Annotated in this window: 22 protein-coding genes and 1 pseudogene; 17 read left to right on the forward strand and 6 right to left on the reverse strand. The window is 65.3% G+C overall.

All coding sequences use genetic code 11. From position 1 onward, the window contains the following. The first annotated feature begins 52 nt into the window (after positions 1 to 52). The 9 genes from DNK89_RS20455 (at position 53) to DNK89_RS20495 (ending at position 11,681) form a co-directional block, all read left to right on the forward strand. A complete protein-coding gene (locus DNK89_RS20455; protein ID WP_110961604.1) occupies positions 53 to 1,999 on the forward strand; it encodes a long-chain fatty acid--CoA ligase in 1,947 nt (648 codons plus the stop codon). Between the two features lie 35 nt (positions 2,000 to 2,034). Then, the gene (locus tag DNK89_RS20460) at positions 2,035 to 2,820 is read left to right on the forward strand and encodes an ABC transporter ATP-binding protein (RefSeq protein WP_015012351.1); all 786 of its coding nucleotides are present in this window, start codon (positions 2,035 to 2,037) and stop codon (positions 2,818 to 2,820) included. Between the two features lie 15 nt (positions 2,821 to 2,835). After that, positions 2,836 to 3,765: a branched-chain amino acid ABC transporter permease gene (locus tag DNK89_RS20465; protein ID WP_015012350.1), complete on the forward strand. Its 930-nt coding sequence runs from the start codon at positions 2,836 to 2,838 to the stop codon at positions 3,763 to 3,765. A 153-nt stretch (positions 3,766 to 3,918) separates the two neighbouring features. Beyond that, positions 3,919 to 4,995 carry a branched-chain amino acid ABC transporter permease gene (locus DNK89_RS20470; protein ID WP_015012349.1) on the forward strand — a complete coding sequence of 359 codons (1,077 nt, stop codon included), beginning with the start codon at positions 3,919 to 3,921 and terminating at the stop codon, positions 4,993 to 4,995. Between the two features lie 126 nt (positions 4,996 to 5,121). After that, positions 5,122 to 6,450, forward strand: a complete 1,329-nt coding sequence (locus DNK89_RS20475) for an ABC transporter substrate-binding protein (protein WP_110961605.1) — start codon at positions 5,122 to 5,124, stop codon at positions 6,448 to 6,450. Between the two features lie 222 nt (positions 6,451 to 6,672). Beyond that, the gene (locus DNK89_RS20480) at positions 6,673 to 7,485 is read left to right on the forward strand and encodes an ABC transporter ATP-binding protein (RefSeq protein WP_015012347.1); all 813 of its coding nucleotides are present in this window, start codon (positions 6,673 to 6,675) and stop codon (positions 7,483 to 7,485) included. Positions 7,486 to 7,713: 228 nt separating this feature from the next. Continuing rightward, positions 7,714 to 8,961 carry a phenylacetate--CoA ligase family protein gene (locus tag DNK89_RS20485; RefSeq protein WP_110961606.1) on the forward strand — a complete coding sequence of 416 codons (1,248 nt, stop codon included), beginning with the start codon at positions 7,714 to 7,716 and terminating at the stop codon, positions 8,959 to 8,961. Between the two features lie 391 nt (positions 8,962 to 9,352). Next, the gene (locus DNK89_RS20490) at positions 9,353 to 10,339 is read left to right on the forward strand and encodes a tripartite tricarboxylate transporter substrate-binding protein (RefSeq protein ID WP_110961607.1); all 987 of its coding nucleotides are present in this window, start codon (positions 9,353 to 9,355) and stop codon (positions 10,337 to 10,339) included. Positions 10,340 to 10,685: 346 nt separating this feature from the next. Beyond that, positions 10,686 to 11,681 carry a tripartite tricarboxylate transporter substrate binding protein gene (locus tag DNK89_RS20495; protein ID WP_110961608.1) on the forward strand — a complete coding sequence of 332 codons (996 nt, stop codon included), beginning with the start codon at positions 10,686 to 10,688 and terminating at the stop codon, positions 11,679 to 11,681. Between the two features lie 142 nt (positions 11,682 to 11,823). Here DNK89_RS20495 and DNK89_RS24830 read toward each other — a convergent pair whose 3' ends face one another. Both DNK89_RS24830 and DNK89_RS20500 read right to left on the reverse strand, forming a co-directional pair. Next, positions 11,824 to 12,216, reverse strand: a complete 393-nt coding sequence (locus DNK89_RS24830) for a DUF1840 domain-containing protein (RefSeq protein ID WP_370220951.1) — start codon at positions 12,214 to 12,216, stop codon at positions 11,824 to 11,826. Then, a pseudogene (locus DNK89_RS20500) lies at positions 12,211 to 13,470 on the reverse strand (class I SAM-dependent methyltransferase); the annotation flags it as partial. The pseudogene DNK89_RS20500 and the gene DNK89_RS24830, both read right to left, overlap by 6 nt. A 140-nt stretch (positions 13,471 to 13,610) precedes the next feature. Between DNK89_RS20500 and DNK89_RS20505 the strand changes: the two are divergent. Genes DNK89_RS20505 through DNK89_RS20530 form a run of 6 tightly spaced genes read left to right on the forward strand, consistent with a single transcriptional unit; the run spans position 13,611 to position 20,583 of the window. Continuing rightward, positions 13,611 to 15,968 carry a bifunctional salicylyl-CoA 5-hydroxylase/oxidoreductase gene (locus DNK89_RS20505; RefSeq protein WP_110961610.1) on the forward strand — a complete coding sequence of 786 codons (2,358 nt, stop codon included), beginning with the start codon at positions 13,611 to 13,613 and terminating at the stop codon, positions 15,966 to 15,968. A 5-nt stretch (positions 15,969 to 15,973) separates the two neighbouring features. After that, entirely contained in the window at positions 15,974 to 16,465 is a 492-nt protein-coding gene (locus DNK89_RS20510) for a MarR family winged helix-turn-helix transcriptional regulator (RefSeq protein ID WP_056059723.1), read from the forward strand. Further along, positions 16,462 to 17,316 (forward strand): enoyl-CoA hydratase family protein, encoded by an 855-nt coding sequence (locus DNK89_RS20515; protein WP_110961611.1) that lies wholly within the window; start codon positions 16,462 to 16,464, stop codon positions 17,314 to 17,316. The genes DNK89_RS20510 and DNK89_RS20515 overlap by 4 nt, the downstream gene beginning before the upstream one ends. Before the next feature lie 3 nt (positions 17,317 to 17,319). Further along, entirely contained in the window at positions 17,320 to 18,516 is a 1,197-nt protein-coding gene (locus tag DNK89_RS20520) for an acyl-CoA dehydrogenase family protein (RefSeq protein WP_110961612.1), read from the forward strand. A gap of 4 nt (positions 18,517 to 18,520) precedes the next feature. Then, entirely contained in the window at positions 18,521 to 20,182 is a 1,662-nt protein-coding gene (locus tag DNK89_RS20525) for an AMP-binding protein (protein WP_110961613.1), read from the forward strand. Positions 20,183 to 20,184: 2 nt separating this feature from the next. Next, entirely contained in the window at positions 20,185 to 20,583 is a 399-nt protein-coding gene (locus tag DNK89_RS20530) for a RidA family protein (protein WP_015012337.1), read from the forward strand. Here DNK89_RS20530 and DNK89_RS20535 read toward each other — a convergent pair. Continuing rightward, on the reverse strand, positions 20,528 to 21,496 hold the full coding sequence (locus DNK89_RS20535; protein WP_110961614.1) for an EamA family transporter: 969 nt from the start codon (positions 21,494 to 21,496) through the stop codon (positions 20,528 to 20,530). The genes DNK89_RS20530 and DNK89_RS20535 overlap by 56 nt on opposite strands. A 97-nt stretch (positions 21,497 to 21,593) precedes the next feature. Here DNK89_RS20535 and DNK89_RS20540 point away from each other — a divergent pair, with 97 nt between their 5' ends. Further along, complete coding sequence (locus DNK89_RS20540) at positions 21,594 to 22,055, forward strand: Lrp/AsnC family transcriptional regulator (RefSeq protein WP_015012335.1); 462 nt, start codon at positions 21,594 to 21,596, stop codon at positions 22,053 to 22,055. A gap of 51 nt (positions 22,056 to 22,106) precedes the next feature. Here DNK89_RS20540 and DNK89_RS20545 read toward each other — a convergent pair whose 3' ends face one another. Further along, entirely contained in the window at positions 22,107 to 23,267 is a 1,161-nt protein-coding gene (locus DNK89_RS20545; RefSeq protein ID WP_153064309.1) for a DJ-1/PfpI family protein, read from the reverse strand. Positions 23,268 to 23,332: 65 nt separating this feature from the next. On the opposite strand from DNK89_RS20545, the gene DNK89_RS20550 reads away from it, so the two are divergent. Next, on the forward strand, positions 23,333 to 24,349 hold the full coding sequence (locus DNK89_RS20550) for a GlxA family transcriptional regulator (RefSeq protein ID WP_203422393.1): 1,017 nt from the start codon (positions 23,333 to 23,335) through the stop codon (positions 24,347 to 24,349). Between the two features lie 60 nt (positions 24,350 to 24,409). Here the strand turns inward: DNK89_RS20550 and DNK89_RS20555 are convergent, their stop codons facing one another. Next, complete coding sequence (locus DNK89_RS20555) at positions 24,410 to 24,970, reverse strand: phosphonate degradation HD-domain oxygenase (protein WP_110961616.1); 561 nt, start codon at positions 24,968 to 24,970, stop codon at positions 24,410 to 24,412. 12 nt (positions 24,971 to 24,982) lie between these two features. Continuing rightward, positions 24,983 to 25,789, reverse strand: coding sequence for a phosphonate ABC transporter, permease protein PhnE (gene phnE, locus DNK89_RS20560; protein ID WP_110961617.1), 807 nt, complete (start codon positions 25,787 to 25,789; stop codon positions 24,983 to 24,985). Positions 25,790 to 25,818: the final 29 nt, after the last annotated feature.

Raw genomic sequence — 25,818 nt, forward strand, 5'->3', positions numbered from 1 at the left:
TGCGCGCCCGGCAGTCACCGGGCTGACACCTTCTCACTTTCAGGAACCTGCAATGTTGACCACGTTCCCGCAACTGCTGCTCAAGCACGCCGCCGAGCGCCCCGAGGCCCCGGCCCTGCGCGAAAAAGAATATGGCATCTGGCAAACCCACAGCTGGGCAGACCTGGTGCGCCTGGTGGAACAGGTGGCCGCCGGCCTGCACCTGGCGGGCCTGAAGCGCCACGAGCACATGGTGGTGGTGGGAGCCAACCGCCCCCGCCTGTACGCCACCATGCTGGCCGCGCAGTCGCTGGGCGCCATCCCCGTGCCCCTGTACCAGGACGCGGTGGCGGCCGAATGCATCTTCCCGCTGAACAACGCCGAGGTGCGCTTTTGTCTGGTGGAAGACCAGGAGCAGGTGGACAAGCTGCTCGAAATCCGCGAGCAGTGCCCACAGATTTCCAACATCTACTTTGACGACCCGCGCGGCCTGCGCAACTATTCGGAGCCCGGTCTGGCCTCGCTGGACGCCCTGATCGAGTCCGGCAAGGCCTTTGCGGCAACGAACCCCGGCTGGTTCAAGGCCGAAGTGGCCAAGGCCCAGCCCGGCGACGTGGCCGCGATGTTCTTCACCTCGGGCACCACGGGCAATCCCAAGGGCGTGGTGCACACCCACAGCACGCTGCTGGACCGCGCCAGCGCGGGCGCCGAATTTGACAAGCTCACCAGCAGCGAAGAAGTGCTGGCCTACCTGCCACCCGCCTGGATCGGCCAGAACATCTTCAGCTACGCGCAGTGGCTGGCTTGCGGCTACGTGGTCAACTGCCCCGAGTCGGCCAGCACCGTGACCATCGACCTCAAGGAAGTGGGCCCCACCTACTACTTTGCACCGCCGCGCATTTTTGAAGGCCTGCTGACCAGCGTGATGATCCGCATGGAAGACGCGGGCGCCTTGAAGCGCAAGATGTTCGAGGCCTGCATGCGCGTAGCCAAGCGCGTGGGCCCGGCCCTCATGGACGGCGAACCCGTGGGGACGCTGGACCGCATCAAGTACGCGCTGGGCAACGTGCTGGTGTACGGCCCGCTGCGCAACAACCTGGGTTTCAGCCGCGTGCGGGTGGCCTACACGGCGGGCGAGGCCATTGGCCCCGACCTGTTCACTTTCTACCGCTCCATCGGCATCAACCTCAAGCAGCTGTACGGCTCCACCGAGACCGCCGTGTTCGTGTGCCTGCAGCCCGACAACCAGGCCCGCGCCGACACGGTGGGCGTGCCGATTCGTGGCGTGCAGATCAAAGTGGCCGACAACGGCGAGATCATGGTCAAGTCGGCAGGGCTGCTCAAGGAGTACTACAAGAACCCTGCCGCCACGGCCGAGGTGCTGACGGCGGACGGCTGGTACCACACCAGCGACGCGGGCTTTCTGGACGCGCACGGCCACCTCAAGATCATCGACCGCGTCAAGGACGTAGGCCGCATCATGGGCGGTGCCAACGACGGTGCCATGTTTGCGCCCAAGTACGTGGAGAACAAGCTCAAGTTCTTCCCACACATCAAGGAAGTGGTGGCCCTGGGCGACAAGCGCGAGAAGGTGTGCGTGATGGTCAACATCGACTTCGACGCCGTGGGCAACTGGGCCGAGCGCCGCAACCTGCCCTACGCCGGCTACACCGACCTGGCGCAAAAGCCCGAGGTCTACGAGCTGATCCGCGAATGCATCGAGAAGGTGAACGCCGACCTGGCGGGCGACAGCATGCTGGCTGGCAGCCAAGTGAGCCGCTTCCTGGTGCTGCACAAGGAGCTGGACGCCGACGACGGCGAACTCACCCGCACCAACAAGGTCCGCCGGGGCTTCATCGCCGAGAAGTACGGCGTGCTCGTCGATGCGCTGTACGCAGGCCGCACCGAGCAGTACATCGAGACCCAGGTCAAGTTCGAGGACGGCCGCACCGGCAGCGTGAGCGCCACGCTCAAGATCTCGGACGCAAAGACCTTCACCCCCGTCAAGACCGCCGCATGAAACCCGCGCTCTACCCGCTGGAGAAGCCCCCCACCATGACCACCAAAAAGATCGGCGACGTCATCCTCGACGTCAAGAACATCAGCCTCCGGTTTGGCGGGGTGAAGGCACTCACCGACATCTCTTTCAATGTGAAAGAGCACGAGATCCGCGCCATCATCGGCCCCAACGGCGCGGGCAAAAGCTCCATGCTCAACTGCATCAACGGCGTGTACACACCGTCCGAAGGCTCCATTACTTTCCGGGGCAAGACCTTTGACCACATGAACTCCCGCCAAGTGGCAGAGATGGGCGTGGCGCGCACGTTCCAGAACCTGGCGCTGTTCAAGGGCATGAGCGTGATCGACAACATCATGACCGGCCGCAACCTCAAGATCAAAAGCAACCTGCTGATGCAGGCGCTGCGCATCGGCCCGGCCGAGCGCGAGGAAATCCGCCACCGCGAATACGTCGAACACATCATCGACTTCCTCGAAATCCAGGCCTACCGCAAGACCCCCGTGGGCCAGCTGCCCTACGGCCTGCAAAAGCGCGTGGACTTGGGCCGGGCCCTCGCCATGGAGCCACAGGTGCTGCTGCTCGATGAACCCATGGCCGGCATGAACGTGGAAGAGAAGCAGGACATGTGCCGCTTCATCCTGGACGTGAACGACGAGTTCGGCACCACCATCGTGCTCATCGAGCACGACATGGGCGTGGTGATGGACATCAGCGACCGCGTGGTGGTGCTGGACTACGGCAAGAAGATCGGCGACGGCACGCCCGACGAAGTGCGCAGCAACGAAGACGTGATCAGTGCCTACCTCGGCACCTCGCACTGATCAGGAGAACAACTCATGGCATTCTTTCTCGAAACACTGATCGGCGGCCTCATGGCCGGCATGCTGTATTCGCTGGTGGCGCTGGGCTTTGTGCTGATCTACAAGGCTTCGGGCGTGTTCAACTTTGCGCAGGGCGCCATGGTGCTGTTCGCAGCCCTGGCCATGGCCCGCTTTGCCGAATGGATTCCGCAGTGGACCGGCATCACGAACCCCATCGTGGCCAACCTGGCCGCCTTTGTGATTGCCGGCGCCATCATGTTCGTGGTGGCCTGGCTGATTGAAAAGCTGGTGCTGCGCCATCTGGTGAACCAGGAGGGCGCCACGCTGCTCATGGCCACGCTGGGCATCACCTACTTCATGGAAGGCCTGGGCCAGACGCTGTTCGGCAGCAACATCTACAAGATCGACGTGGGCATGCCCAAGGACCCGATCTTTGCGCTGGAGTCCATGTTCCAGGGCGGCATCCTGATCAACAAGGAAGACGTGATCGCCGCCGCCATCGCCGCTGCGCTGGTGGCCCTGCTGTCGGTGTTTTTCCAGAAGACCTCCACCGGCCGCGCCCTGCGCGCCGTGGCCGACGACCACCAGGCGGCCCAGTCCATCGGTATCCCGCTCAACCGCATCTGGGTGATCGTGTGGTGCGTGGCGGGCGTCGTGGCCCTGGTGGCCGGGATGATCTGGGGCAGCAAGCTGGGAGTGCAGTTCTCGCTGACCACCGTGGCCCTGCGCGCGCTGCCGGTGGTGATCCTGGGCGGCCTGACATCGGTGCCCGGCGCCATCATCGGCGGGCTGATCATCGGTGTGGGCGAGAAGCTGTCGGAGGTGTACCTGGGCCCTTATGTGGGCGGGGGCATCGAAATCTGGTTTGCGTATGTGCTGGCGCTGGTGTTCCTTCTCTTCAGGCCTCAGGGCTTGTTCGGGGAAAAAATTATTGATCGCGTATGAAATACGAGACCAATAATTTTTCGAAGGAGGCACAACGCGCGCAGCGCGTTGTCAGCGGTGCCGCAGGCTCCGCGTGGCACCGCAGGTGCGCCCCCGTGCAAAAGATCCTTGATCGCACTTAACTCATAACAACAAGAACACAGGAGACACACCATGCTCTACCGCGAAAACGGCCAGTTCAAGACCAGCTACCGCGCCGACCAGCAGATCTTCCCGATCGCGCAGGACCGCCTTGCCATCGGCATCATCCTGGCCATCGCCTTCATCGCCGTGCCCATGCTGGCCAGCGACTACATCTTCCGCGCCATCCTGATCCCCTTCGTCATCATGGCGCTGGCGGCCTTAGGGGTGAACATCCTGGTGGGCTACTGCGGGCAGATCTCGCTGGGCTCGGGCGCCTTCATGGCCGTGGGGGCCTACGGGGCCTACAACTTCTTTGTGCGCTTTCCGGGCATGCCGCTGATTCCGGCGCTCATCCTGGGCGGGCTGTGCGCCACGTTCTTCGGCATCCTGTTCGGGCTGCCCAGCCTGCGCGTCAAGGGCCTGTACCTGGCGGTGGCGACGCTGGCCGCTCAGTTCTTCAGCGACTGGATGTTCCTGCGCATCAAGTGGTTCACCAACAACTCCGACTCGGGCTCGGTGTCGGTGACCAACCTGCAGGTGCTGGGCATGCCCATCGAAAGCGCCACCAGCAAATACCTCTTCTGCCTGGCCATTCTGGTGGTGGTGGCCCTGCTGGCCAAGAACCTGGTGCGCGGCGCAATTGGCCGCGAGTGGATGGCCATCCGCGACATGGACGTGGCAGCAGCCGTCATCGGCATCCGCCCCATGTACGCCAAGCTCAGCGCGTTTGCCGTCAGCTCCTTCATCGTGGGCATGGCCGGTGCGTTGTGGGCCTTTGTACACCTGGGCGCCTGGGAACCTGCGGCGTTCTCGGTGGAAGTGTCCTTCCGCCTGCTGTTCATGGTGATCATCGGCGGGCTGGGCTCCATCATGGGCGGCTTCTTTGGCGCGGCCTTCATCGTGGTGCTGCCCATCGTGCTCAACCAGTTCCTGCCCGCCTTCATGGGACTGTTTGGCATCGAGGTGTCCACGGCGGGCGTGTCGCATGCCGAGCTGATGATCTTCGGTGCGCTGATCGTGTGGTTCCTGATCGTGGAGCCCCATGGCCTGGCCAAGCTCTGGTCCACCGCCAAGCAGAAGCTGCGCCTGTGGCCCTTCCCGCACTGATCAGACCGCGCTGCAGGAAACCCCTTACTCGCAAGTCCTGATACGAGCCTGTTGCATTGCCGCGTTAACTGTCTGTCTGTCGTGTTTTTTCCCGTGCTTCAACACATTCATCCAAAGGAGACATCCATGAAGCTTTCGAAAATCGTGATCGCCGCTGCGGTGGTTGCTGCCGGTGCCTCGTCCATCGCGACGAACGCCTTCGCACAAGCCAAGGAGCAGTTCTTCCCGCTGCTGTCGTACCGCACGGGCCCCTATGCCCCCAACGGTGTGCCATGGGCCAACGGCAAGCAGGACTACATCAAGATGATCAACGCCCGCGACGGCGGCATCAACGGTGTGAAGCTGACTTTTGAAGAATGCGAAACGGGCTACGCCACCGACCGTGGCGTGGAGTGCTACGAGCGCCTGAAGAGCCGCCCCGGCGTCTCGCTGTTCGACCCCCAGGCCACCGGCATCACCTTTGCGCTGACCGAAAAAGCCCCCGTGGACAAGATCCCGCTGATGACGCTGGGCTACGGCCTGTCGGTGGCGCAGGACGGTCAGGCGTTCAAGTGGAACTTCCCGTTCATGGGCAGCTACTGGACCGGCGCTGACATCCTGATCCAGCACATCGGCAAGGCCAATGGCGGCCTGGACAAGCTCAAGGGCAAGAAGATCGCGCTGGTGTACCACGACAGCCCGTTCGGCAAGGAGCCCATCCCGCTGCTGCAGGAGCGCGCCAAGATGCACGGCTTTGAGCTGCAGATGCTGCCCGTGACCGCCCCCGGCGTGGAACAAAAAGCCACCTGGCTGCAAGTGCGCCAGAGCCGTCCCGACTACGTGCTGCTGTGGGGCTGGGGCGTGATGAACTCCACCGCGCTGAAGGAAGCCCAAGCCACTGGCTACCCCCGCGACAAGATGTACGGCGTGTGGTGGGCCGGTGCCGAGCCCGATGTGCGTGATGTGGGCGAAGGTGCCAAGGGCTACAACGCGTTGGCGCTGAACACTTCGGGCCAGCAGCCCAAGGTGATCCAGGACATCCTGAAGCACGTGCACGACAAGGGCCAGGGCACGGGTCCCAAGGACGAAGTGGGCTCGGTGCTGTACACGCGCGGCGTGATCATCCAGATGCTGGCCGTCGAGTCGGTGCGCCGCGCCCAAGAGCGTTTTGGCAAGGGCAAGGTCATGACCGGCGAGCAAGTGCGCTGGGGCATGGAAAACCTGGCCCTGGACCAGAAGAAGCTGGACGCTCTGGGCTTTGGCGGCGTGATGCGCCCCCTGTCCACCAGCTGCGCCGACCACATGGGCTCCACTTGGGCGCGCGTGCACACCTGGGACGGCAGCAAGTGGAACTTCTCGTCCGACTGGTACCAGGCCGATGAGCAGATCCTGAAGCCCATGGTCAAGGCCGGCGCGGACAAGTACCTGGCCGACAAGAAGATGACGCGCCGCGACGCAGCGGACTGCCAGAGCTAAGTACATCCCCCTGAGCGGCTTTGCCGCTTCCCCCTTCTCTCTTAGCGCTTCGCGCTGCGGGAAGGGGGACAACGCCAGCGCGGCGGGGCGGCCCTTGCGCGGCGTTCCTCGCTAAGGCCGCGACAGTTTTTACGGCCAGTGAACAGCGGTTGCTTTTTTTGGCAGCCGCCAATCCAAAGGGTTGACCCACAGCCTTTTGAATTGGTACAGGAAGGCAAGACCATGGACTCCAACAGCAACATCGTTCTCAACGTCAACGGCATCGAAGTCATCTACAACCACGTGATCCTGGTGCTCAAGGGCGTCTCGCTGCAGGTGCGCGAGGGCTCCATCGTGGCCATCCTGGGGGGCAACGGGGCGGGCAAGACGACGACCTTGCGCGCCATCTCCAACCTGCTGCAGGGTGAGCGGGGCGAGGTGACCAAGGGCAGCATCGAGCTGCGTGGCGAGCGCATCGAGAACCTCTCGCCCGCCGACCTGGTGCAGCGCGGTGTGGTGCAGGTGATGGAGGGACGACACTGCTTTGCCCACCTGACCATTGAAGAGAACCTGATGACGGGCAGCTACACCCGCACCAGCAAGGCCGAGATCGCGGCCAATCTGGAGAAGGTCTACAACTACTTTCCACGCCTCAAGACGCGCCGCACCTCGCAGGCCGCCTACACATCGGGCGGCGAGCAGCAGATGTGCGCCATCGGCCGTGCGCTCATGGCCAACCCCAGCATGGTGCTGCTGGACGAGCCTTCGATGGGCCTGGCGCCGCAGATCGTGGAGGAGGTGTTCAACATTGTGAAGGACCTGAACACCAAGGAGAAGGTCACCTTCCTGCTGGCCGAGCAAAACACCAACATGGCCCTGAAGTATTCGGACTACGGCTACATCATGGAAAGCGGCCGCGTGGTGATGGACGGCGCTGCCAGCGACCTGGCCAACAACGAGGACGTCAAGGAGTTCTACCTGGGCGTGGGCGGCGGCGAGCGCAAGAGTTTCAAGGACGTAAAGAGCTACAAGCGGCGCAAGCGCTGGTTGGCCTGACATGTCCCCTGTGGCGCTGCGCGCCTTCCCCCTCAGGGGGACGCACCCGGTGGCCTGGCAGAGCCAGTTCCACGGGTGCGCTGGCCTTCGGCAGCGCGGGCGACCAGGGCAGTAATCCTTTTCAGACGCTGAACGAATTCACTCTTAATTTCATAGCTGCTTGCGCTTTATGGATAAGCGCTAGAGGCTGATTTCATTCAAAACCACCTTCTCACAAGGAACCCAGGCATGAGCACGTTCTATGACGCCCTGGAAACGCGCAGCCCCGCCGAGCGTGAAGCGGCCTTGATGGCGGCGCTGCCGCAGCAGATCGCCCATGCCCAGAAGGCGTCGCCCGCCTTTGCCAGCATCCTGGCGGGCGTGGATGCATCGACCATCACCAGCCGCGCGGCGCTGGCGCAACTGCCCGTCACGCGCAAGTACGAGCTGCTGGAGCGGCAACAGGCGGGCCGCGCGGCCAATGTGTTTGGCGGCTTCAGCGCGCTGAACTTCGGGCCCGGCATGACCCGTGTGTTCGCCAGCCCTGGCACCATCTACGAGCCCGAGGGCACGCGGCGTGACTACTGGCGCATGGCGCGCGCGATCCACGCGGCGGGCTTTCGCAGCGGCGAGCTGATCCACAACAGCTTCAGCTACCACTTTGTACCTGCAGGTTCGATGATGGAGACCGGCGCCCACGCGCTGGGCTGCACCGTGTTCCCCGGCGGCACCGGCCAGACCGAGCAGCAGGTGCAGGCCATGGCCGAGCTGAAACCGGCGGGCTACATCGGCACGCCCAGCTTTCTGAAAATCATTGTCGAGAAGGCCGCCGAGATGGGCGTGGCCCTGCCCACCGTCACCAAAGCGCTGGTGTCGGGCGAGGCGTTTCCGCCCTCGCTGCGCGACTGGTTTGCCGAGCGCGGCATCGCGGGCTACCAGTGCTATGCCACGGCAGACCTGGGCCTGATTGCCTATGAAACCTCGGCACGCGAAGGCCTGGTGCTGGATGAAGGCGTAATCGTCGAGATCGTGCGCCCCGGCACCGGCGACCCGGTGCCCGAGGGCGAAGTGGGCGAGCTGGTCATCACCACGCTCAACCCCGACTATCCGCTGGTCCGCTTTGGCACCGGCGACCTGTCCGCCGTGCTGCCCGGCCAGTGCCCCACCGGTCGCACCAATACGCGCATCAAGGGCTGGATGGGCCGGGCCGACCAGACCACCAAGGTGCGCGGCATGTTTGTGCACCCTGGGCAGATCGCCACCATTGCGCGCCGCTTTCCGCAGGTTCAGCGCGCCCGGCTTGTGGTCAGCGGCGAAATGGCCAACGACCAGATGGTGCTGCAGGTCGAAACCACCGAGACCGCCGAGGGCCTGGCCCACCAGCTAAGCGACGCGATCCGCGAAGTGACCAAGCTGCGCGGCGAGGTGCAGATGGTGCCCCCTGGCACACTGCCCAACGACGGCAAGGTGATTGAAGACGCGCGCAGCTACAAATAGCTCTTTCAACAGTTACGCCCGCCTGAATGTGCGCATGCGCGCACTGGCAGGCGACTTGGGCGCCTGTTGACGATCTCGCTGCGCAGGCCGGGGCGCAGCGCTGGACTCCGAAGGCGGAGTGCGTGCGGCATGCAAAAGATGTGTGTGCACATCAATCGATCAGACAGTGCATCCGGCCTTGCGACAGCGCAAAACAAGGCCATTTCGCACACGGGGGCACCGCAGTGTTTACCCTAACATTTGCTATTCTTTAAGTAGCATTCAGGGCAATAAATACCAGTGCTACCGGGCCATTTGGCTTAAAGACCATGCGGCCTGTGTGCTACGTACTATCCGCAATGTTGGCGGAAATGCCCCTCGCTATCATGGCCCGTCATTTACAGGAGCACCCATGAAAACAACGCTGAAACTCGCCCTCGTCGCTGCCGCTGCAGTGCTTGCCTTTGGCGCCCACGCGCAGGACTTCCCCGCCAAGGACAAGACGGTCACCATCGTGGTGCCCTTCGCCGCCGGTGGCCCCACCGACCGCGTGGCCCGCGACCTGGCCGAAGCGCTGCGCAAGCCTTTGGGCGCCACCGTGGTGGTGGACAACACCGCCGGTGCAGGCAGCTCCATTGGCGCCGCCCGCGTGGCCCGTGCAACGCCCGATGGCTACACCTTGCTGCTCAACCACATCGGCATGTCCACCATGCCCGCGCTGTACCGCAAGCTGTCGTTCAGCGTGCCCAACGACTTTGAATACCTGGGCATGGTCAACGAAGTGCCCATGACGCTGATCGCTCGCCCCACCATGCCCGCCAACAACTTCAAGGAGTTGACCGCCTGGATCCAGCAGAACAAGGGCAAGATCAACCTGGGCAACGCGGGTCTGGGCGCGGCCTCGCACCTGTGCGGACTGATGTTCAAGTCCGCCCTGCAGACGGACATGACGGATGTGCCTTACAAGGGCACGGCCCCTGCCATCACCGACCTGATCGGCGGCCAGATCGACCTGCTGTGCGACCAGACCACCAACACCACCAGCCAGATCGAAGGCAAGAAGGTCAAGGCCTATGCCGTGACCACCTCCAAGCGCCTGACCACCCCTGCGCTCAAAGACCTGCCCACCCTGGCGGAATCGGGTCTGAAGGACTTCAACGTGAGCATCTGGCACGGCCTGTACGCCCCCAAGGGCACGCCAGCCGATGTGCAAAAGAAGATCAACGAAGCGCTCAAGGCCGCTCTGAAGGACCCAGAGTTCATCAAGAAGCAGGAAGCCCTGGGCGCCGTGGTCATCACCGACAAGCGCATTGAAGGCCCTGAGCACAAGAAGTTCGTGGCCGCCGAGATCGACAAGTGGGGCGCCGTCATCAAGGCCGCAGGCACCTACGCGGACTGATCCTCTCGCACCCGGTAGGGCTCTGAACGCAGCCCTGCCAGCACCTCCCCAAAGCCGCCACGTCGCACGACGTGTTGCGGCTTTTTTCATGGGCGCGGGTGGGCTGTTGAACGGACCGTGCGCGCGATATTGCGGGCTGCAGATGCCCTGCGCCACCAGGATTGGGGTTATCCATCTGCCCCCACTGCGCCAACGCGCGTAGAACCCCAGCAGACCTTTCTCTTCTCCCCGACATCAAGGATTGATCTCCATGGCACGCACTCCCCTCCACGCACCCACTCGCTCATCCGGCTCATCGGATGCCGCAACCGCTGCGCATCCACTCCACGCGCGCCGTCGCCAGGTGATGGCCCTGGCCGCCAGCACCGTTGCGCTGGCCTGCGCGGCGGCGCTGCTGCCCACCATGGCGCGCGCCCAGGTCGCATGGCCCACCAAGCCGGTACGCATCGTGGTGCCCTTTGCGCCCGGTGGCACCACCGACATCCTGGCCCGCGCCATGGCGCCCGAGCTGTCCAAAGCGTTCGGGCAGCAGTTCATCGTGGACAACCGCGCGGGCGCGGGCGGCAACGTGGGTGCAGAGTTGGTAGCCAAGTCTCCCGGCGACGGCTACACGCTGCTGATGGGCACCGTGGGCACCCACGGCATCAACCGCGCGCTGTACGCCAAGCTGCCCTACGACCCCATCAAGGACTTTGTACCTATCACCCTGGTAGCCGCCGTACCCAACGTGATGGTGATGAACGCCGACAAGGCCAAGGCCCAGGGCATTCACAACGTGCAGGACTTCATCCGCGTGGCCAAGGCCAACCCCGGCAAGATGAACATGGCCTCCAGCGGCAACGGCACGTCGATCCACCTGGCTGGCGAGCTGTTCAAGAGCATGACCGGTACCTTCATGCTGCACCTGCCCTACCGGGGCTCCGGCCCGGCACTGATGGACATGGTGGCGGGCAACGCGGACGTGATGTTCGACAACCTGCCCTCGTCCATGGCGCAGATCAAGGCCGGCAAACTCACCGCGCTGGCCGTGACCAGCTCCGAGCGCTCGGGCGCCTTGCCCGATGTGCCTACGGTGGAACAGGCAGGCGGCCCCACGCTCAAGGGCTACGAGGCCAGTTCGTGGTTCGGCCTGCTGGCCCCAGCGGGTACGCCCCCCGACATCGTGAACCGCATTCAGCAGGAAGTCGCCAAGTCACTGGCCACCCCTGCCATGAAGGAGCGGCTGCTGGCCCAGGGTGCGATCCCCGGCGGCAACACGCCCGCAGAATTTGCCAAGCACATCGACAACGAGCACAAGAAGTGGGCGCAGGTGGTAAAGACCTCGGGCGCCAAGGTGGACTGACGGCAGACACTACTGCAACGGCGAAGATCGCAGCGTGGCCTGCGACGGATTGCTGAGGGTGGGTGGATGGGACTGACAACGCACTTTCGTCGCAAAGTGCGCATTGCGCGTTGTGTGAGTTGCGAACCCGCCTGCCCTCAGGTCATACGCCCCACACCACGTCCACATCTGCCGCCGCACTGCGCTTGAGCATTTCAATGAAGGGCGCTGCGCGCTGGCGCAGGCGCACCACGTCGTGGCGCTCCTCAGCGGCGGATTCATCGTTTTCCTGGGCTTCGGGCTGGGCCTCGTCGGCGATGACGGCGGCCTCCAGCGCAGCGATGGCGGCAGGGATTTGCGCAGCGGTCACGATGCCGCTGGTGCCGGGGGTCTTGCCGATGAGGGTCACGATCTGGCGCCCCTGGGGTTCGAGCATGATGAGGTCGGCAGTGGCGCGGGATTTGAACTTGTAGAGCATGGTCAAAGGCCTGTCAGAAAGGTTGTCAGAGAGGGTTTTTGAGAGAGTTTCAAAGCGGGTCTTACGGGCCGCGTACATATGGTCGCGGGTGAAGGGATAACTCGATTGTGCGCCGGGTACAGCGCCCTTGGCGGTATCGCCATCCGGCTTGATGGCCAGCATCTGGTGCAGCGCCATCCAGCCCCGTTCAAAGCCGAGAGCACTGCCTGCGAGGTACAAGCGGTAGGCACGCAAGACCTTATCCGCCTGCTCGGCGCCCGCTTGAGCGGACAGCACCCCACGGGCTGCCGGCAATCGGGCTTCGAGGCCATCGGACCATGCCCACAGCGTGCGCGCGTAATGCGGGCGCAGGTTCTCGGTATCCACCATCTCCAGGCCCGCGCGGGCCAGGTCCTGCAGCACCGTGCTCACATGCAGTAGCTCACCGCCCGGGAAGATGTACTGCTCGATGAAGTCGCCCATGCCGGCGCCCAGCTGCGCGTTGTCCACGCCCCCGGCGGTGATGCCATGGTTCAGCACCAGTCCGCCCGGGCGCAGCAGGCGCGCCACGGTGTTGAAGTAGCGGCCCATCTGCGCACGCCCCACGTGCTCGAACATGCCCACCGAGGCGATCTTGTCAAAGGGCTGGTCCACGTGCAACTCGCGATAGTCCACCAACTGCATGCGCACCCGTCCTCCTAGCCCTCGCTCGTGGATGAGCCGCTGCACATGCGCATGCTGGTTGCGCGATAACGTGATGCCGGTTGCATCCACCCCGTAGTGTTCGGCCGCCCACAGCAGCAGGCCGCCCCAGCCCGCCCCAATGTCCAGAAACCGGTCGCCCGGCTGCAGCTGCAGCTTGCGGCAGATGTGGTCGAGCTTGGCCTCCTGCGCCTGGGCCAGGGTAAGTTCGGGTGACCGGTAGTAGGCGCACGAATACACGCGGCGCGGGTCCAGCCACAGCGCATAGAAGTCATCCGACAGGTCGTAGTGGAACTGCACCTGCCGCGCGTCATGCGCCAGCGTGTGTGCTGCCATGGACCGCGCGCGCCCCAGCACCCTGCGCCACCAGCCATGGTGCTGGTCGCGTGCGGGGTCGTGCGTCAGCAGGCCTGTGGCTGCTGCCATCAGATCACGCATGCCGCCCTCCAGCGCCACGCGGCCCTCGACGATGGCGGCCCCGACATGACCGATATCGCCAGAGGCCAGCGCGACCAGCGCCATGCGGTCCCGAAAGCGCAGCACCACCGCCGGGTCGGGCGCGCCCAGGTGCTGACCCGCCGGCAGCTCCACCGCCATGGGCACCGGCAGGGTCGCCAGCCGCCCCTCCAGGGTATGCAGCAAATGCTTCATGCCAAGGATTCTTGAAGTCATGCTGCAGCGCGTCAACACGCAGCCCGGCTTTTCAGAGTCTGTCCTACAGCGGCGGCACGCTCTGGCGGCAGGGAGCAACCCCATTGACAGCATTTTGTTTAGGTCTAAACTATTTTGACATGAACATCCTCTGCATTGGCGGCGGGCCCGCCGGTCTCTATTTCGCCCTGCTGATGAAGCAGCAGAACCCCGCCCACCGCATCACGGTGGTCGAGCGCAACCGACCGTTCGACACCTTCGGCTGGGGCGTGGTGCTGTCCGACCAGACGCTGGCCAACCTGCAGGCCGCCGACGCACCCACGGCCGCGCTCATCGGCGATGCGTTCAACCACTGGGACGACATCGAGGTGTTCTTCAAGGGGCGCAGCGTGCGCTCCACCGGCCACGGCTTTTGCGGCATCGGCCGCAAGCGGCTGCTCAACATCCTGCAGGACCGGTGCCTGGAGCTGGGCGTGGAGCTGGTGTTCGAGACCGACGTGGCCGACGACCAGGCGCTCGCCGCGCAGTACCACGCCGACCTGGTCATCGCCAGCGACGGCCTCAACAGCCGCATCCGCACCCGTTACGCCAGCGTTTACCAACCCGACATCGACCTGCGCCAGTGCCGCTTCGTGTGGCTGGGCACCAAGAAGAAGTTCGACGCCTTCACCTTCGCGTTCGAACAGACTGAGCACGGCTGGTTCCAGGCCCACGCCTACCAGTTCGACGCCGACACCTCCACCTTCATTGTCGAGACGCCCGAGGCCGTGTGGAAAGCCCACGGTCTCGACCAGATGGAGCAGCCCGAGGCGATTGCCTTCTGCGAGAAGCTGTTTGCCAAGTACCTGGACGGCAACGCGCTCATCAGTAACGCCACCCACCTGCGCGGCTCTGCCAACTGGATTCGTTTTCCGCGTGTGATCTGCAACACCTGGGTGCACCGCGAAGCGATTGGCGGCAAGCAAGTGCCTATCGTGCTGATGGGCGATGCCGCGCACACGGCGCATTTCTCCATCGGCAGCGGCACCAAGCTGGCGCTGGAAGATGCCATCGACCTGGCCAATGAGTTTGCGACCGGCTTGCCCATCGATGAGGTGCTTCAGCACTATGAAGCGCGCCGCAGCGTGGAGGTGCTCAAGATCCAGAACGCCGCACGCAACAGCACCGAATGGTTTGAAAACGTGGCGCGCTACACCGGCATGCCCATCGAGCAGTTCACGTATTCGCTGCTCACGCGCAGCCAGCGCATCAGCCACGAGAACCTGCGGCTGCGCGATGCGGCATGGCTGGAGGGCTACGAGGCCTGGCTCGCAGGCGGCAAGGCGGCGATGCCGCCCATGCTCACGCCTTTCACGCTCAAAGGCCTCACGCTCAAGAACCGCATCGTCGTCTCGCCCATGGCCACCTACAGCGCGGCCGAAGGCGTGCCGCAGGACTTCCATCTGGTCCACCTGGGCGCGCGCGCGCTGGGCGGCGCCGCGCTGGTGATGGTGGAGATGACCAGCCCCACGCCCGAGGGCCGCATCACGCCCGCCTGCCCCGGGCTGTGGAACGATGCGCAGCAAGCCGCGTTCGCGCGCATCGTGAATTTTGTGCACGGCAGCAGCACGGCCAAGATCGGCCTGCAGCTGGGCCACAGCGGTCCCAAAGGCTCCACGCGTGTCGGCTGGGAAGGTACCGACGAGCCCCTGGAGGCCGGCAACTGGCCCCTGCTGGCCGCCAGCCCCGTCGCCTACGGCGCGCAGAACCAGACACCGGCAGCAATGACCCGCGCCGACATGGACCGCGTGGCCGCCGCATTTGTGGACAGCGCCCGCCGGGCCATGGCCTGCGGCTTTGATTGGCTGGAGCTGCACTGCGCACACGGCTACCTGCTGGCCAGCTTCATCAGCCCCGCCACCAACCAGCGCACAGACGAATACGGCGGCAGCCTGGAGAACCGCTGCCGCTACCCGCTGGAGGTGCTGACCGCGCTGCGCGCCGTGTGGCCGGCCGACAAGCCGCTCTCCGTGCGCATCTCGGCCCACGACTGGCTGCAGGAAGGCCAGGGCAACACCGCCGACGATGCGATTGCCATCGCACGGCTGTTCAAGGCCGCTGGCGCGGACCTGATCGACGTGTCCTCAGGCCAGACCACGCGCAACTCCCGCCCGGTGTACGGCCGCATGTACCAGACGCCGTTTGCCGACCGCATCCGCAACGAGGTGGGTATTGCCACCATGGCCGTGGGCGCGATCACCGAGGCCGACCACGCCAACAGCATCGTTGCAGCCGGTCGGGCTGACCTGTGCGCCATCGCCCGCCCCCACCTGGCCGACCCGGCCTGGACCTTGCACGCCGCCGCGCAATTGAGCCCCGTGGCCGCAGCGCACACGGACTGGCCGGTGCAATACCACAGCGGCCGCGACCAAATGCTGCGCGAGATTGCCAAGCAAAAGCAGATGGCTGCACTGGCCGCACCGGCGCAGGAATCCAGCAAACCCGCAGCCATCGAGTAAACCCCATGGACCTCGAAGCCCGCCTGCACGGCGCCGCCCCCAGCGAACACCCAGAAGCCCTGCGCCTGTGGCTGCGCCTGCTCACCTGCACCCAGCTCATCGAAAAGCAGGTGCGCAGCCACCTGCGCGCGCAGTTCGACACCACCTTGCCGCGTTTTGACCTGATGGCGCAGCTGGAGCGTGCACCGGACGGCATGAAGATGAAAGAACTCTCGCGCCGCATGATGGTGACGAGCGGCAACATCACCGGCATCACCGACCAGCTCGTTGCCGAAGGGCTGGTTGAGCGCATGGACGTGGAGGGCGACCGCCGTGCGTACCTGGTGCGCCTGACGCCGCAGGGCCGCGAGCAGTTCAACACCATGGCGCGCCAGCACGAGCAATGGATCGTCGAAGCCTTCGCCACGCTGGGCGAGCGCGACATCGCCACCTTGTACCGCCTGCTGGGCAAGGTGAAAGAGCACACACAAAACAATTCTTTGGAGACAGCCGAATGAAACACTTCATCGGGGCGAGCAACCCCATGCGCGAGCAGTTCAACCCGCAGGCCAGCTACGTGGCTGAGCACTTCGCCTGGAGCTTTGCCGATGGCGTGGGCACCGTCACGCTCAACCGGCCAGACCGCAAGAACCCGCTCACCTTCCAGAGCTATTCGGAGCTGCGCGACTTCTTTTACGCGCTGCGCTTTGCCACCGATGTGAAGGCCATCGTGGTCACCGGCGCGGGCGGCAACTTTTGCTCGGGCGGCGATGTACACGAGATCATCGGCCCGCTGACCACCATGACCATGCCCGAACTGCTGGAGTTCACGCGCATGACGGGCGACCTGGTGAAGGCCATGCGCGCCTGCCCGCAGGCCGTGCTGGGCGCCATCGACGGCATCTGCGCCGGTGCGGGCGCGATGATGGCGCTGGCCTGCGACATGCGCTACGGCACCGAGGCGACCAAGACCGCGTTCCTGTTCACCCGCGTGGGCCTGGCCGGGGCCGACATGGGTGCCTGCGCGCTACTGCCCCGCATGATCGGCCAGGGTCGCGCGAGCGAACTGCTGTTCACCGGCCGCGCCATGACGGCACACGAAGGCCTGGCCTGGGGCTTCTTCAATGATCTGTACGAAAGCGCCGACCTGCTGGCCAATGTGCAGGCCACGGCGCGGGCGCTGGCCGACGGCCCCACCTTTGCCCATGGCATGACCAAGACCATGCTGAGCCAGGAATGGAGCATGACCATCGAACAGGCCATCGAGGCAGAGGCGCAAGCGCAGGCGATCTGCATGCAGACCGAAGACTTCCGCCGTGCCTACGAAGCGTTTGCGGCCAAGCAAAAGCCCGTGTTCCAGGGAGATTGATGCATGCATGTCGCCACGCCCCCCGCCCCTTGCCCGCCCTCCACGGCGCACCTGGCCCTGCCCTTCTTCGACGACGCGCACCGCGCGCTGACCGAGGGCCTGGTGCCCTGGGCGGCCGCGCAAGAGGTCGATGAAACCGATGACCGCGCCGCTTGCCGCGACTGGGTGAAACGCCTGGGCGCGGGCGGCTGGCTGCGCTACTGCGTGCCGGCAGCACACGGTGGCGCGCTGCCCGCACTGGACTCGCGCGCGCTGGTGCTGCTGCGCGAGACCCTGGCCTACCACTCGCCGCTGGCGGACTTTGCGTTTGCGATGCAGGGGCTGGGCAGCGGTGCGATCACGCTGGCGGGCAGCCCTGCGCAGCAGGCGCACTACCTGCAAGGTGTGGCGCGTGGCGAGCTGATTGCGGCGTTTGCGCTCAGCGAGCCCGAGGCGGGCTCCGATGTAGGCGCTATGCAAACCATAGCTACCAGCACAGATTCCACTGGCGCTACAGGCACTTTTTGCTTGAATGGGACCAAAACCTGGATCAGCAACGGCGGTATCGCCGACTTCTACTGCGTGTTCGCCAAGACAAACCCGAGCGGCGGCACGCGCGGCATCAGCGCCTTCATCGTCGATGCGAACGCGCCAGGGCTGGATGCCTCGCGCCACATCCATGTGATGGCGCCGCACCCGCTGGCGACGCTGCAATTCACCAACTGCAACGTGCCTGCCGCGGCGCTGCTGGGCGAAGAAAACGGCGGCTTCAAGCTGGCCATGCGCACGCTGGACATCTTCCGCGCGTCGGTCGCCGCCGCTGCGCTGGGCATGGCGCGCCGCGCGCTGGCCGAGGCCGTGCACCACGCCCGCCAACGCCGCATGTTCGGCCAGACGCTCGCGGACTTTCAGCTCACGCAGGCCAAGATCGGCGAAATGGCCGCACTGGTGGACAGCGCCGCGCTGCTCACCTACCGCGCGGCATGGCTGCGCGACACCGGCCAGGCGCGCGTCACCGCAGAAGCAGCCATGGCCAAGATGACCGCCACCGAAAACGCCCAGCGCGTGATCGACATGGCGCTGCAGTTGCACGGCGGGCGCGGTGTGGAGGTGGGTAGCAAGGTCGAATCGCTGTACCGCGACATCCGCTCGCTGCGCATCTACGAAGGCGCGACCGAGGTGCAGCAACTGATCATCGGCAAGGCCGTTCTGCAGGAGTAAACGCATGAAAGCCCCCTCCGCCCAGCCCGACCATTTCGTGCGCGACCGTCTGCCACCGCCTGAGGCCTGGCCCACGCTGCGCTATGACCTGCCCGAGCTGCAGATCGCAGACCAGGCCAACCTCGTGCACGCCCTCTTCGACCAGGCCGAGCGCGCTGGCCACATCGACCGCCCCCTGCTGCGCGGCCCGCACCGCACCTACACCTACCGCGACGCCCGCACCGAAGCCGCGCGCATTGCCGAGGTGCTCACGCAGGACCACGGCCTGGTGCCCGGCAACCGCGTGCTGCTGCGCGGCGGCAACACGGTGGAGATGGCGCTGGCCTGGCTGGGCACTGTCTATGCCGGCATGGTGGCAGTGGCCACCATGCCGCTGCTGCGCGCGGGCGAACTGGCCAGCATCATCGAACGCGCCCAGCCCACGCTGGCGCTGTGCGACGGCCGCCTGCTGGCCGAGCTGCAGGCTGCGCTGACGCAACAGCCGGTGCTGGCGAGCATCGTGCCGTTCCACACCGCACCCGATCCAGCCGACCTGATCCAGCGCGCCCAGGCCAAGCCGGGCACCACGCCGCCCTGCCCCACATCGGCCGACGACATCGCGCTCATGGCCTTCACCTCGGGCACTACGGGCGCACCCAAGGCGGCGGTGCACACCCACCGCGACGTGTTGGCCGCCTGCGAGGCCTGGCCACGCCACGTGCTGCGCGCCACCCCCGACGACATCGTGGCGGGCTCGCCGCCCCTGGCCTTCACCTTCGGCCTGGGTGGCCTGCTCGTGTTCCCCATGTGGGCCGGCGCCAGCGTGTACTTTCCGGACCAGCCCTACACCCCCGAGACCATGGTCACCCTGATGCGCGACGCGGGCGTGACCATCTGCTACACCGCGCCCACGTTCTACCGGCAGATGGCGCCGTTCGCCAAGAAGATCGGCCTGCCGCAGCTGCGCATCAGCGTGAGCGCGGGCGAGGGCCTGCCGGACGCCACGCGCCAGCTGTGGAAGGACGCGACCGGCATCGACATGACGGACGGCATCGGCGCGACCGAGATGTTCCACATCTTCATTTCCTCGCCCGGCGGTGAGAGCCGGCGCGGCGCCATCGGCAAGGTGGTGCCCGGCTACACCGCGAAGGTAGTAGACGACGACGGCAACGAGCTGCCGCGCGGCACCGTGGGCAAACTGGCCGTGATCGGCCCCACGGGTTGCAAGTACCTCGACGACCCCCGCCAGGCCAAGTACGTGAAGGACGGCTGGAACTACCCCGGCGACGCCTTCACGCAAGACGCCGACGGCTACTTCTTCTACCAGGCGCGCGACGACGACATGATCATCACCGCGGGCTACAACGTGGGCGGCCCCGAGGTCGAAGACGCCCTGCTGCGCCACCCGGCCGTGGCCGAGTGCGGCGTGATCGGCGTTCCCGACGAAGAGCGCGGCATGGTGGTCAAGGCCATCTGCGTCTTGAAGCCCGGGCACACGGGCGATGCCGCCATGGTCAAGACCTTGCAGGACCACGTGAAGGCCACCATCGCCCCGTTCAAATACCCACGCGTGGTGGAGTTTGTGACCGCACTGCCCCGCACCGAAACCGGCAAGCTGCAGCGCTTCAAGCTGCGCCAGGGTGCAGGCGCCTCGCCATCGCCCTCCCCCACAAAAACAACGACATGACGATGAAAAACACCCTTTTGCAGCCCGAAGGCTGGGTCACCCCCAAGGGTTACGCCAACGGCGTGGCCGCACGCGGCACCATGGTCTTTACCGGCGGCCAGATCGGCTGGAACGCGCAGCAGCAGTTTGAGAGCGACGACTTCATTGCCCAGACCAAGCAGACACTGCTGAACGTACGCGCGGTGCTCGAAGCCGGCGGCGCAGGCCCCGAGCATCTGGTGCGGCTGACCTGGTACGTGACGGACCGCAACGAATACAACAGCCGCCTGAAGGAGCTGGGCGCGGTCTACCGCGAGGTGCTGGGCAAGAACTTTCCGGCCATGGCCTGTGTGCAGGTGGCAGGGCTTATGGAAGAGCGCGCGAAGATCGAGATTGAAGCAACCGCTGTAATCCCGGACTGAGCTTTTCCAGCCACCGCTGCAGCGCTTGCCCGTACAGAATGAACGCCAGCGCTGCTCCAATCAACGGCAGCGCGGCAAACACCCAGCCCGTCAACAATTCTCCCCCCAGCGCCACGCCCACCAGCAAAGCCACTGCAGGGTTTACAAACGAATAGCTGCCTGCCAGCGCTGCGGAGGTGTTCTGCAGCAGCCACAGATACGCATTGAGCGCTACCAGCGTGCCAAACACCAGCAGGTAGACCCACGCCGCCCACGACTTGGCAGTGACCTGGCCCAGGGCGCTCAAAGGCTCGAACCACAACGCCACCACCAGCCCCATGGCGCCCCCCGCAAACCACTGCGCGGCCGATGCCATGGCGGGCGCGGGCAGCGACAGCTTGCGCGAGGCATACGAGCCCACGCTCCAGCACAGCGGCGCGCCAAAGGCCAGCAGCGCACCGAGCCAGGTGGCTGAAAAATCGCCCTCCAGCGCCAGCAGCAGGGCTCCCACCACGCCCAGCGCCAGGCCGATCCAGCTGGTGAACGGCACGCGCTCGCCGCCCCAGCGCGACCACAAAGCCAGCCACATGGGCATGGTGGTGACCACCGTGGCCATCAGGCCCGAGCCGATGCCAAGCTTTTGCGCAAAGCCCATCAGATTCATGGCCAAAAACACCATGCAGCCGCCCACCACCGCCGAGTTGCGCCATTGCACCCACGTGGGCAATGCATGGCCTTGCCACAACGCAATCACCAGCATCACGCTACCGGCGCACAAAAAACGGATGGCATTCATCAGCAGTGGCGGCATGCTCTGCAGCGCAATACCAATGGCGAAATAGGTAGTGCCCCAGACGATGTAGACCAGCAGCAGTGCCATGGCCACCGCCCCGTTGCGTTGTGCGCGGGCTTGCGCATTGAAAATTGTCGGCATATTCTCCACCTGACCGAATAATTTATGGAAACCGCAAGGTTTTCGGAATTTTTACCAAAAACAAGCGGCTATGCAAGCAAATATTCAGACAGATGACATGGACGCCAGAATTATTTCGGCACTGGGCGCGGATGGCCGACGTTCGTACGCCGATGTAGGCGCCGAGGTGGGACTGTCCACTGCTGCCGTGCACGAGCGCGTGAAGAAGCTGCTGGACAAGGGCGTGATCCGCCGCTTCTCGATCAGCGTGGACCCGGAGCGTGTCGGGCTGAACTTCACCGCGTTTGTGGCGATCCGCAACGATGGCGGCGCGCACTGCCGTGACATTGCGCCGCGCCTGCGCGCTATCCCTCAGGTGGAAGAATTGCACAGCGTGGCTGGCGAGCACGACTTCCTGGCCAAGATCCGCACCACGCACGCGCGCGGACTGGAGGACGTGCTCTACCAGATCAAGGCGATTCCCGGCGTGGCGCGCACCACGAGCACCGTGGTCCTGAACACCGAATTCGAGGACCGGCCGCTGGACCTGGGGTGGGTCAACGCAGACAAAGGCGGATGACGACCGCAGTAGCCTGGGTACACCAGCCCCAGGCGCGTAGAGAGTAGTCAATCACGGAGACGGGCCCGCTGTCCCACAGCGCACCACGGGGTCTTCGTATTCCAGTTGTGTGGCGACCCACTGGCGCGTAGCCGCCCCGTAACGCTGACCGATCATCTGCAGGCTGTGGTCCAGCGCACAGGCAGGGTGCATGCCACTGTCCAGCAAGACCGTGGTCGCCGACGCATCAGGCGGCGCAGCCCGCAGCAACAAGCCGCTGCGCAGGTGCACGGGGCTGGCGAGGGCGTTCACCGCCTCAGCGCGAGAGCGGTAGGTGCGCGACCACGCATCTGCCGCCAGGGCCAGCGCCACATCGTCCACCCCATCCATCACGGGGATGTCGATGCGCTCATGCCGCCAGAACAGCAGGGTGTTGATCGAGAGGGTCCCCACATGCGCAAGCGACAGGCCGAACCGTTCGCTGCGATGTGCAAGGCCCCAGGATGGCATGCCCAGCGCGGTCGCCACGGCGCGCGCCCGCTCGGCACCCGCCAGCGTCTCGACCAAAGCCAGCGACACGGGCAAAGACGCGGACACCCCCGTGGTAGTCACCACCGGCCCATCGGCCACATAACGCTGCCCGGGTACATGCACCGCGCCCGCGTGGCGCCGCAGCAAGGTGCTGCGGTCATACCAGTGCCCCGCAAAGCGGCGTCCATCCAGCAACCCCGCCCGGCCCAACACCCTGGCCCCGCTGCAGATACCGACCCCCACAGCCCCTTTGGCCGCCTGGGCCTGTAGCCACGCCAGTACCGCCGGGTCGTCTTCGATATGCAGAGCAGGCACCACCACGATGTCTGCCCCCTGCGGATACACGGAATCAAAGGCCGCGAAGCTGCGTGGCACCTCCACTTGCAGCGCGGGCATCAAGGTGACCGCGCCTGCGCGTGGGGCCACGGCCTCCACCACGCCCACCTGGGCCAGCTGCAGCACGGCATGGGGAACCAGGAAGTCTGTGGTTTCCGTCCCCTCGTTCAATGCCAGCACGGCAATCACGGGGGCGGTGCCCCCGGCCGGCGGGGGGCGCAGGGCCAGCGCGAACGGCGCAGAGGTCTGGGCCCCCTGGTGCGCCTCCATAGGCTGCGCGAACCCCGAGGTTGCACCTGCGGTCCACGCCGCCATGGCGATCAGCCCCATGCTCACCACCTCCATCCAACGCCACAATATCGCCACGCCCCGCCTCCTGTTGACATCCACTATTCACTACGTTCACCGGCCCCAGCTTAGGTTGCATCACGATGTCGCGCCATGCCAAATCCGCCGCAGTTCCTGCCAAGGCCGCTGCCCACGACCCTTGCCGCGAAGTGGTCCTGCTGGCCTTTGAAGGGGTGGAGGCCATCGACATTGCGGCACCCGCCAGTGCATTCAGCAAAGCCACCCTCGCTGTGCCGGGGGCCTACCGGGTTCACATGGCTTCACCACGTGGAGGCGCCGTGCGCACCAGTGCGGGATTTGCGGTGGCCGACACCGTCCCCATGCAGGCCATGGGCGGTTCGATCGACACACTGATCGTGGCGGGTGGTGAGGAGGACGCCCTGCGCCGCGCGATCTACGAGGACGGCGCGGGGGCGTGGCTGGCCCAGGCTGCGCAGCGGTCACGGCGGGTGGCCAGCGTCTGCACGGGCGCCTTTGCGCTGGCCGCTGCAGGGCTGCTGGAAGGGTGCAAGGCGACGACCCACATCAATGCCTGCGATCTGCTCGCCCAGTTATGCCCTGGGACACAGGTACAGCGTGACCGAATTTTTGTGCGCGACGGCGCGCTCTGGACGTCGGCTGGTGTAACCACAGGGCTGGACATGGCCCTGGCCCTGATCGAAGAAGACCTGGGCCGCGCCGTGGCCATGCAGATCGCCCGGGATCTGGCGGTGTTCACGCTGCGCACAGACACCACACCGCAGCTGAGCCCGGCACTGCTGGCGCAGACCGATGCATCGGTCCGCATGCGCGAGCTGATGGCTTGGATTCAGGGGCATCTGACCCAGGATCTGTCGGTAGATGCCTTGGCCCAGCGTGCACACATGAGCCCCCGCAACTTCGCTCGTGCGTTTGCGGCGCAGGCCCATTGCACGCCTGCCCGCTTCGTGGCCCAGGTGCGTGCGCAGCACGCTGCGGCGCTGCTGCGCCAGACCGACTGGCCTCAGGAGAAGATCGCAGCGCGCAGCGGTTTCGGCTCTGTGGATACCATGATCCGTGCGATGCAGCAGCACCTGGGGCTGGAGCCAGCGCAATGCCGTCCTGCGAACAAGCCGACCTGAGCGCTAGCCGCACGCGCTCAGAAACCGAAGCGGACGTTCCCCCCCGTTGAGGGTGCGCGTTCAATGCACCAAGGCCGCCTCGGGAACGAGGGCCAGCCGCTCCAACCCGGCCATGTAGTAGCGAAGCGGCTGGGTGGCGAGCCCCGGCACCTTGGCATGATCGTCATACCGGCGCAGGCGGATGGCCTCTTGCGCAAAGGGCTGGGCCGCAAACTGCATCGCCTCTTTGGGCGTAAAGGGCCCGCCCTGCAGCACCAGGCTGTGCTGCGATGCGGGTGACAGCGTCTCCCAATACCCCGGCTCCATGGTGCACAGGTAGCGCTTGGCATCCACGTGCAGGCGGATGGGCTCCAGCACCGCGTCGGGCAGCAGGCCCCGCAGGAACGGGATGGCAATGTACTGGTGCAGATCGTCCTGCTCGGCCGTGTCGCCCCCGGGTGCCAGCAAATGGCCCAGGTCGTGCAACAAAGCCGCTGCGACCGTCGCGGGGGTCTCGCCCGACTTTTCGGCCCACTGCGCGCACTGCAAGGCATGCTCCAGCTGGCTGACCGCCTCGCGGCCATATTGATTCACGCCCCGGGTGGCGAGCAGGTGGGCAATGTCTTCCAGGCTCAATGCCATCGTCTTTCCTTGTCAGACCAACGCTTTACGAATACGCGCAGAGACCAGGTCAATCACGCTCACCGTCACCACGATGATGAGCATCACCGCGCAGGTCTCGGCGTATTGAAAGCCGCGAATGATTTCCCACAGCACCACGCCAATGCCGCCTGCGCCGACCATGCCCACGACCGAGGCCGAACGCACGTTGGCTTCAAAGCGGTACAGCGTGTAAGAGATCCACAGCGGCATCACCTGCGGGATCACGCCGTAGATGATCTCGTGCAGCGCGCTCGCGCCGGTGGAGCGGATGCCCTCCACGGGCTGCGGGTCAATCGCCTCCGCGGCTTCAGAAAACAGCTTGGCCAGCGTGCCCGAGGTGTGGATCCACAGCGCCAGCACGCCCGCAAACGGCCCCAGGCCCACGGCCACCACGAACAGCATGGCAAACACCATTTCGTTGATGGCGCGGCACGCGTCCAGCACGCGGCGCACCGGCTGATACACCCACCAGGGCACGATGTTGGACGAGGCCAGCAGCGCCAGCGGCACGGCGGTGATCACGGCGAGTGCCGTGCCCCACAGCGCGATCTGCAGCGTGACCAGCATCTCCTGCACATAGATCTGCCACTGCGCAAAATTGGGCGGAAAGAACTCCGCTGCGTAGCTGACCATGTTGCCCGAGTCGTTCCACAGGGCCAGCGGGCGCATGTCGGCACCTTGCCAGGACGCGGCCAGCAACACCAGCAGGATGCCCCACGACAGATACCAGGCCAGGCTGCGCTTGGGCGACGTGGTGCTGGCCAGCGTGGCCAGAGATGGATTCAATGTTGAGGACATGGGGACACCCGGGCCAGAACCACCAAGCG

This window comes from Acidovorax sp. ST3 (assembly GCF_003231145.1).
Lineage (GTDB): Bacteria > Pseudomonadota > Gammaproteobacteria > Burkholderiales > Burkholderiaceae_C > Acidovorax.

Excerpts from the sequence above, each read along its gene's own strand:
- DNK89_RS20475 (WP_110961605.1), top strand. The coding sequence starts at position 5,122 with ATGAAGCTTTCGAAAATCGTGATCGCCGCTGCGGTGGTTGCTGCCGGT.
- DNK89_RS20550 (WP_203422393.1), top strand. The coding sequence starts at position 23,333 with ATGTCGCGCCATGCCAAATCCGCCGCAGTTCCTGCCAAGGCCGCTGCC.
- DNK89_RS20520 (WP_110961612.1), top strand. The coding sequence starts at position 17,320 with ATGCATGTCGCCACGCCCCCCGCCCCTTGCCCGCCCTCCACGGCGCAC.
- DNK89_RS20480 (WP_015012347.1), top strand. The coding sequence starts at position 6,673 with ATGGACTCCAACAGCAACATCGTTCTCAACGTCAACGGCATCGAAGTC.
- DNK89_RS20540 (WP_015012335.1), top strand. The coding sequence starts at position 21,594 with ATGGACGCCAGAATTATTTCGGCACTGGGCGCGGATGGCCGACGTTCG.
- DNK89_RS20535 (WP_110961614.1), bottom strand. The coding sequence starts at position 21,496 with ATGCCGACAATTTTCAATGCGCAAGCCCGCGCACAACGCAACGGGGCG.
- DNK89_RS24830 (WP_370220951.1), bottom strand. The coding sequence starts at position 12,216 with ATGTACGCGGCCCGTAAGACCCGCTTTGAAACTCTCTCAAAAACCCTC.
- DNK89_RS20460 (WP_015012351.1), top strand. The coding sequence starts at position 2,035 with ATGACCACCAAAAAGATCGGCGACGTCATCCTCGACGTCAAGAACATC.
- DNK89_RS20555 (WP_110961616.1), bottom strand. The coding sequence starts at position 24,970 with ATGGCATTGAGCCTGGAAGACATTGCCCACCTGCTCGCCACCCGGGGC.
- DNK89_RS20505 (WP_110961610.1), top strand. The coding sequence starts at position 13,611 with ATGAACATCCTCTGCATTGGCGGCGGGCCCGCCGGTCTCTATTTCGCC.
- DNK89_RS20495 (WP_110961608.1), top strand. The coding sequence starts at position 10,686 with ATGGCCCTGGCCGCCAGCACCGTTGCGCTGGCCTGCGCGGCGGCGCTG.
- DNK89_RS20455 (WP_110961604.1), top strand. The coding sequence starts at position 53 with ATGTTGACCACGTTCCCGCAACTGCTGCTCAAGCACGCCGCCGAGCGC.
- DNK89_RS20485 (WP_110961606.1), top strand. The coding sequence starts at position 7,714 with ATGAGCACGTTCTATGACGCCCTGGAAACGCGCAGCCCCGCCGAGCGT.
- DNK89_RS20465 (WP_015012350.1), top strand. The coding sequence starts at position 2,836 with ATGGCATTCTTTCTCGAAACACTGATCGGCGGCCTCATGGCCGGCATG.
- phnE (WP_110961617.1), bottom strand. The coding sequence starts at position 25,789 with ATGTCCTCAACATTGAATCCATCTCTGGCCACGCTGGCCAGCACCACG.
- DNK89_RS20510 (WP_056059723.1), top strand. The coding sequence starts at position 15,974 with ATGGACCTCGAAGCCCGCCTGCACGGCGCCGCCCCCAGCGAACACCCA.
- DNK89_RS20490 (WP_110961607.1), top strand. The coding sequence starts at position 9,353 with ATGAAAACAACGCTGAAACTCGCCCTCGTCGCTGCCGCTGCAGTGCTT.
- DNK89_RS20470 (WP_015012349.1), top strand. The coding sequence starts at position 3,919 with ATGCTCTACCGCGAAAACGGCCAGTTCAAGACCAGCTACCGCGCCGAC.
- DNK89_RS20515 (WP_110961611.1), top strand. The coding sequence starts at position 16,462 with ATGAAACACTTCATCGGGGCGAGCAACCCCATGCGCGAGCAGTTCAAC.
- DNK89_RS20530 (WP_015012337.1), top strand. The coding sequence starts at position 20,185 with ATGAAAAACACCCTTTTGCAGCCCGAAGGCTGGGTCACCCCCAAGGGT.
- DNK89_RS20525 (WP_110961613.1), top strand. The coding sequence starts at position 18,521 with ATGAAAGCCCCCTCCGCCCAGCCCGACCATTTCGTGCGCGACCGTCTG.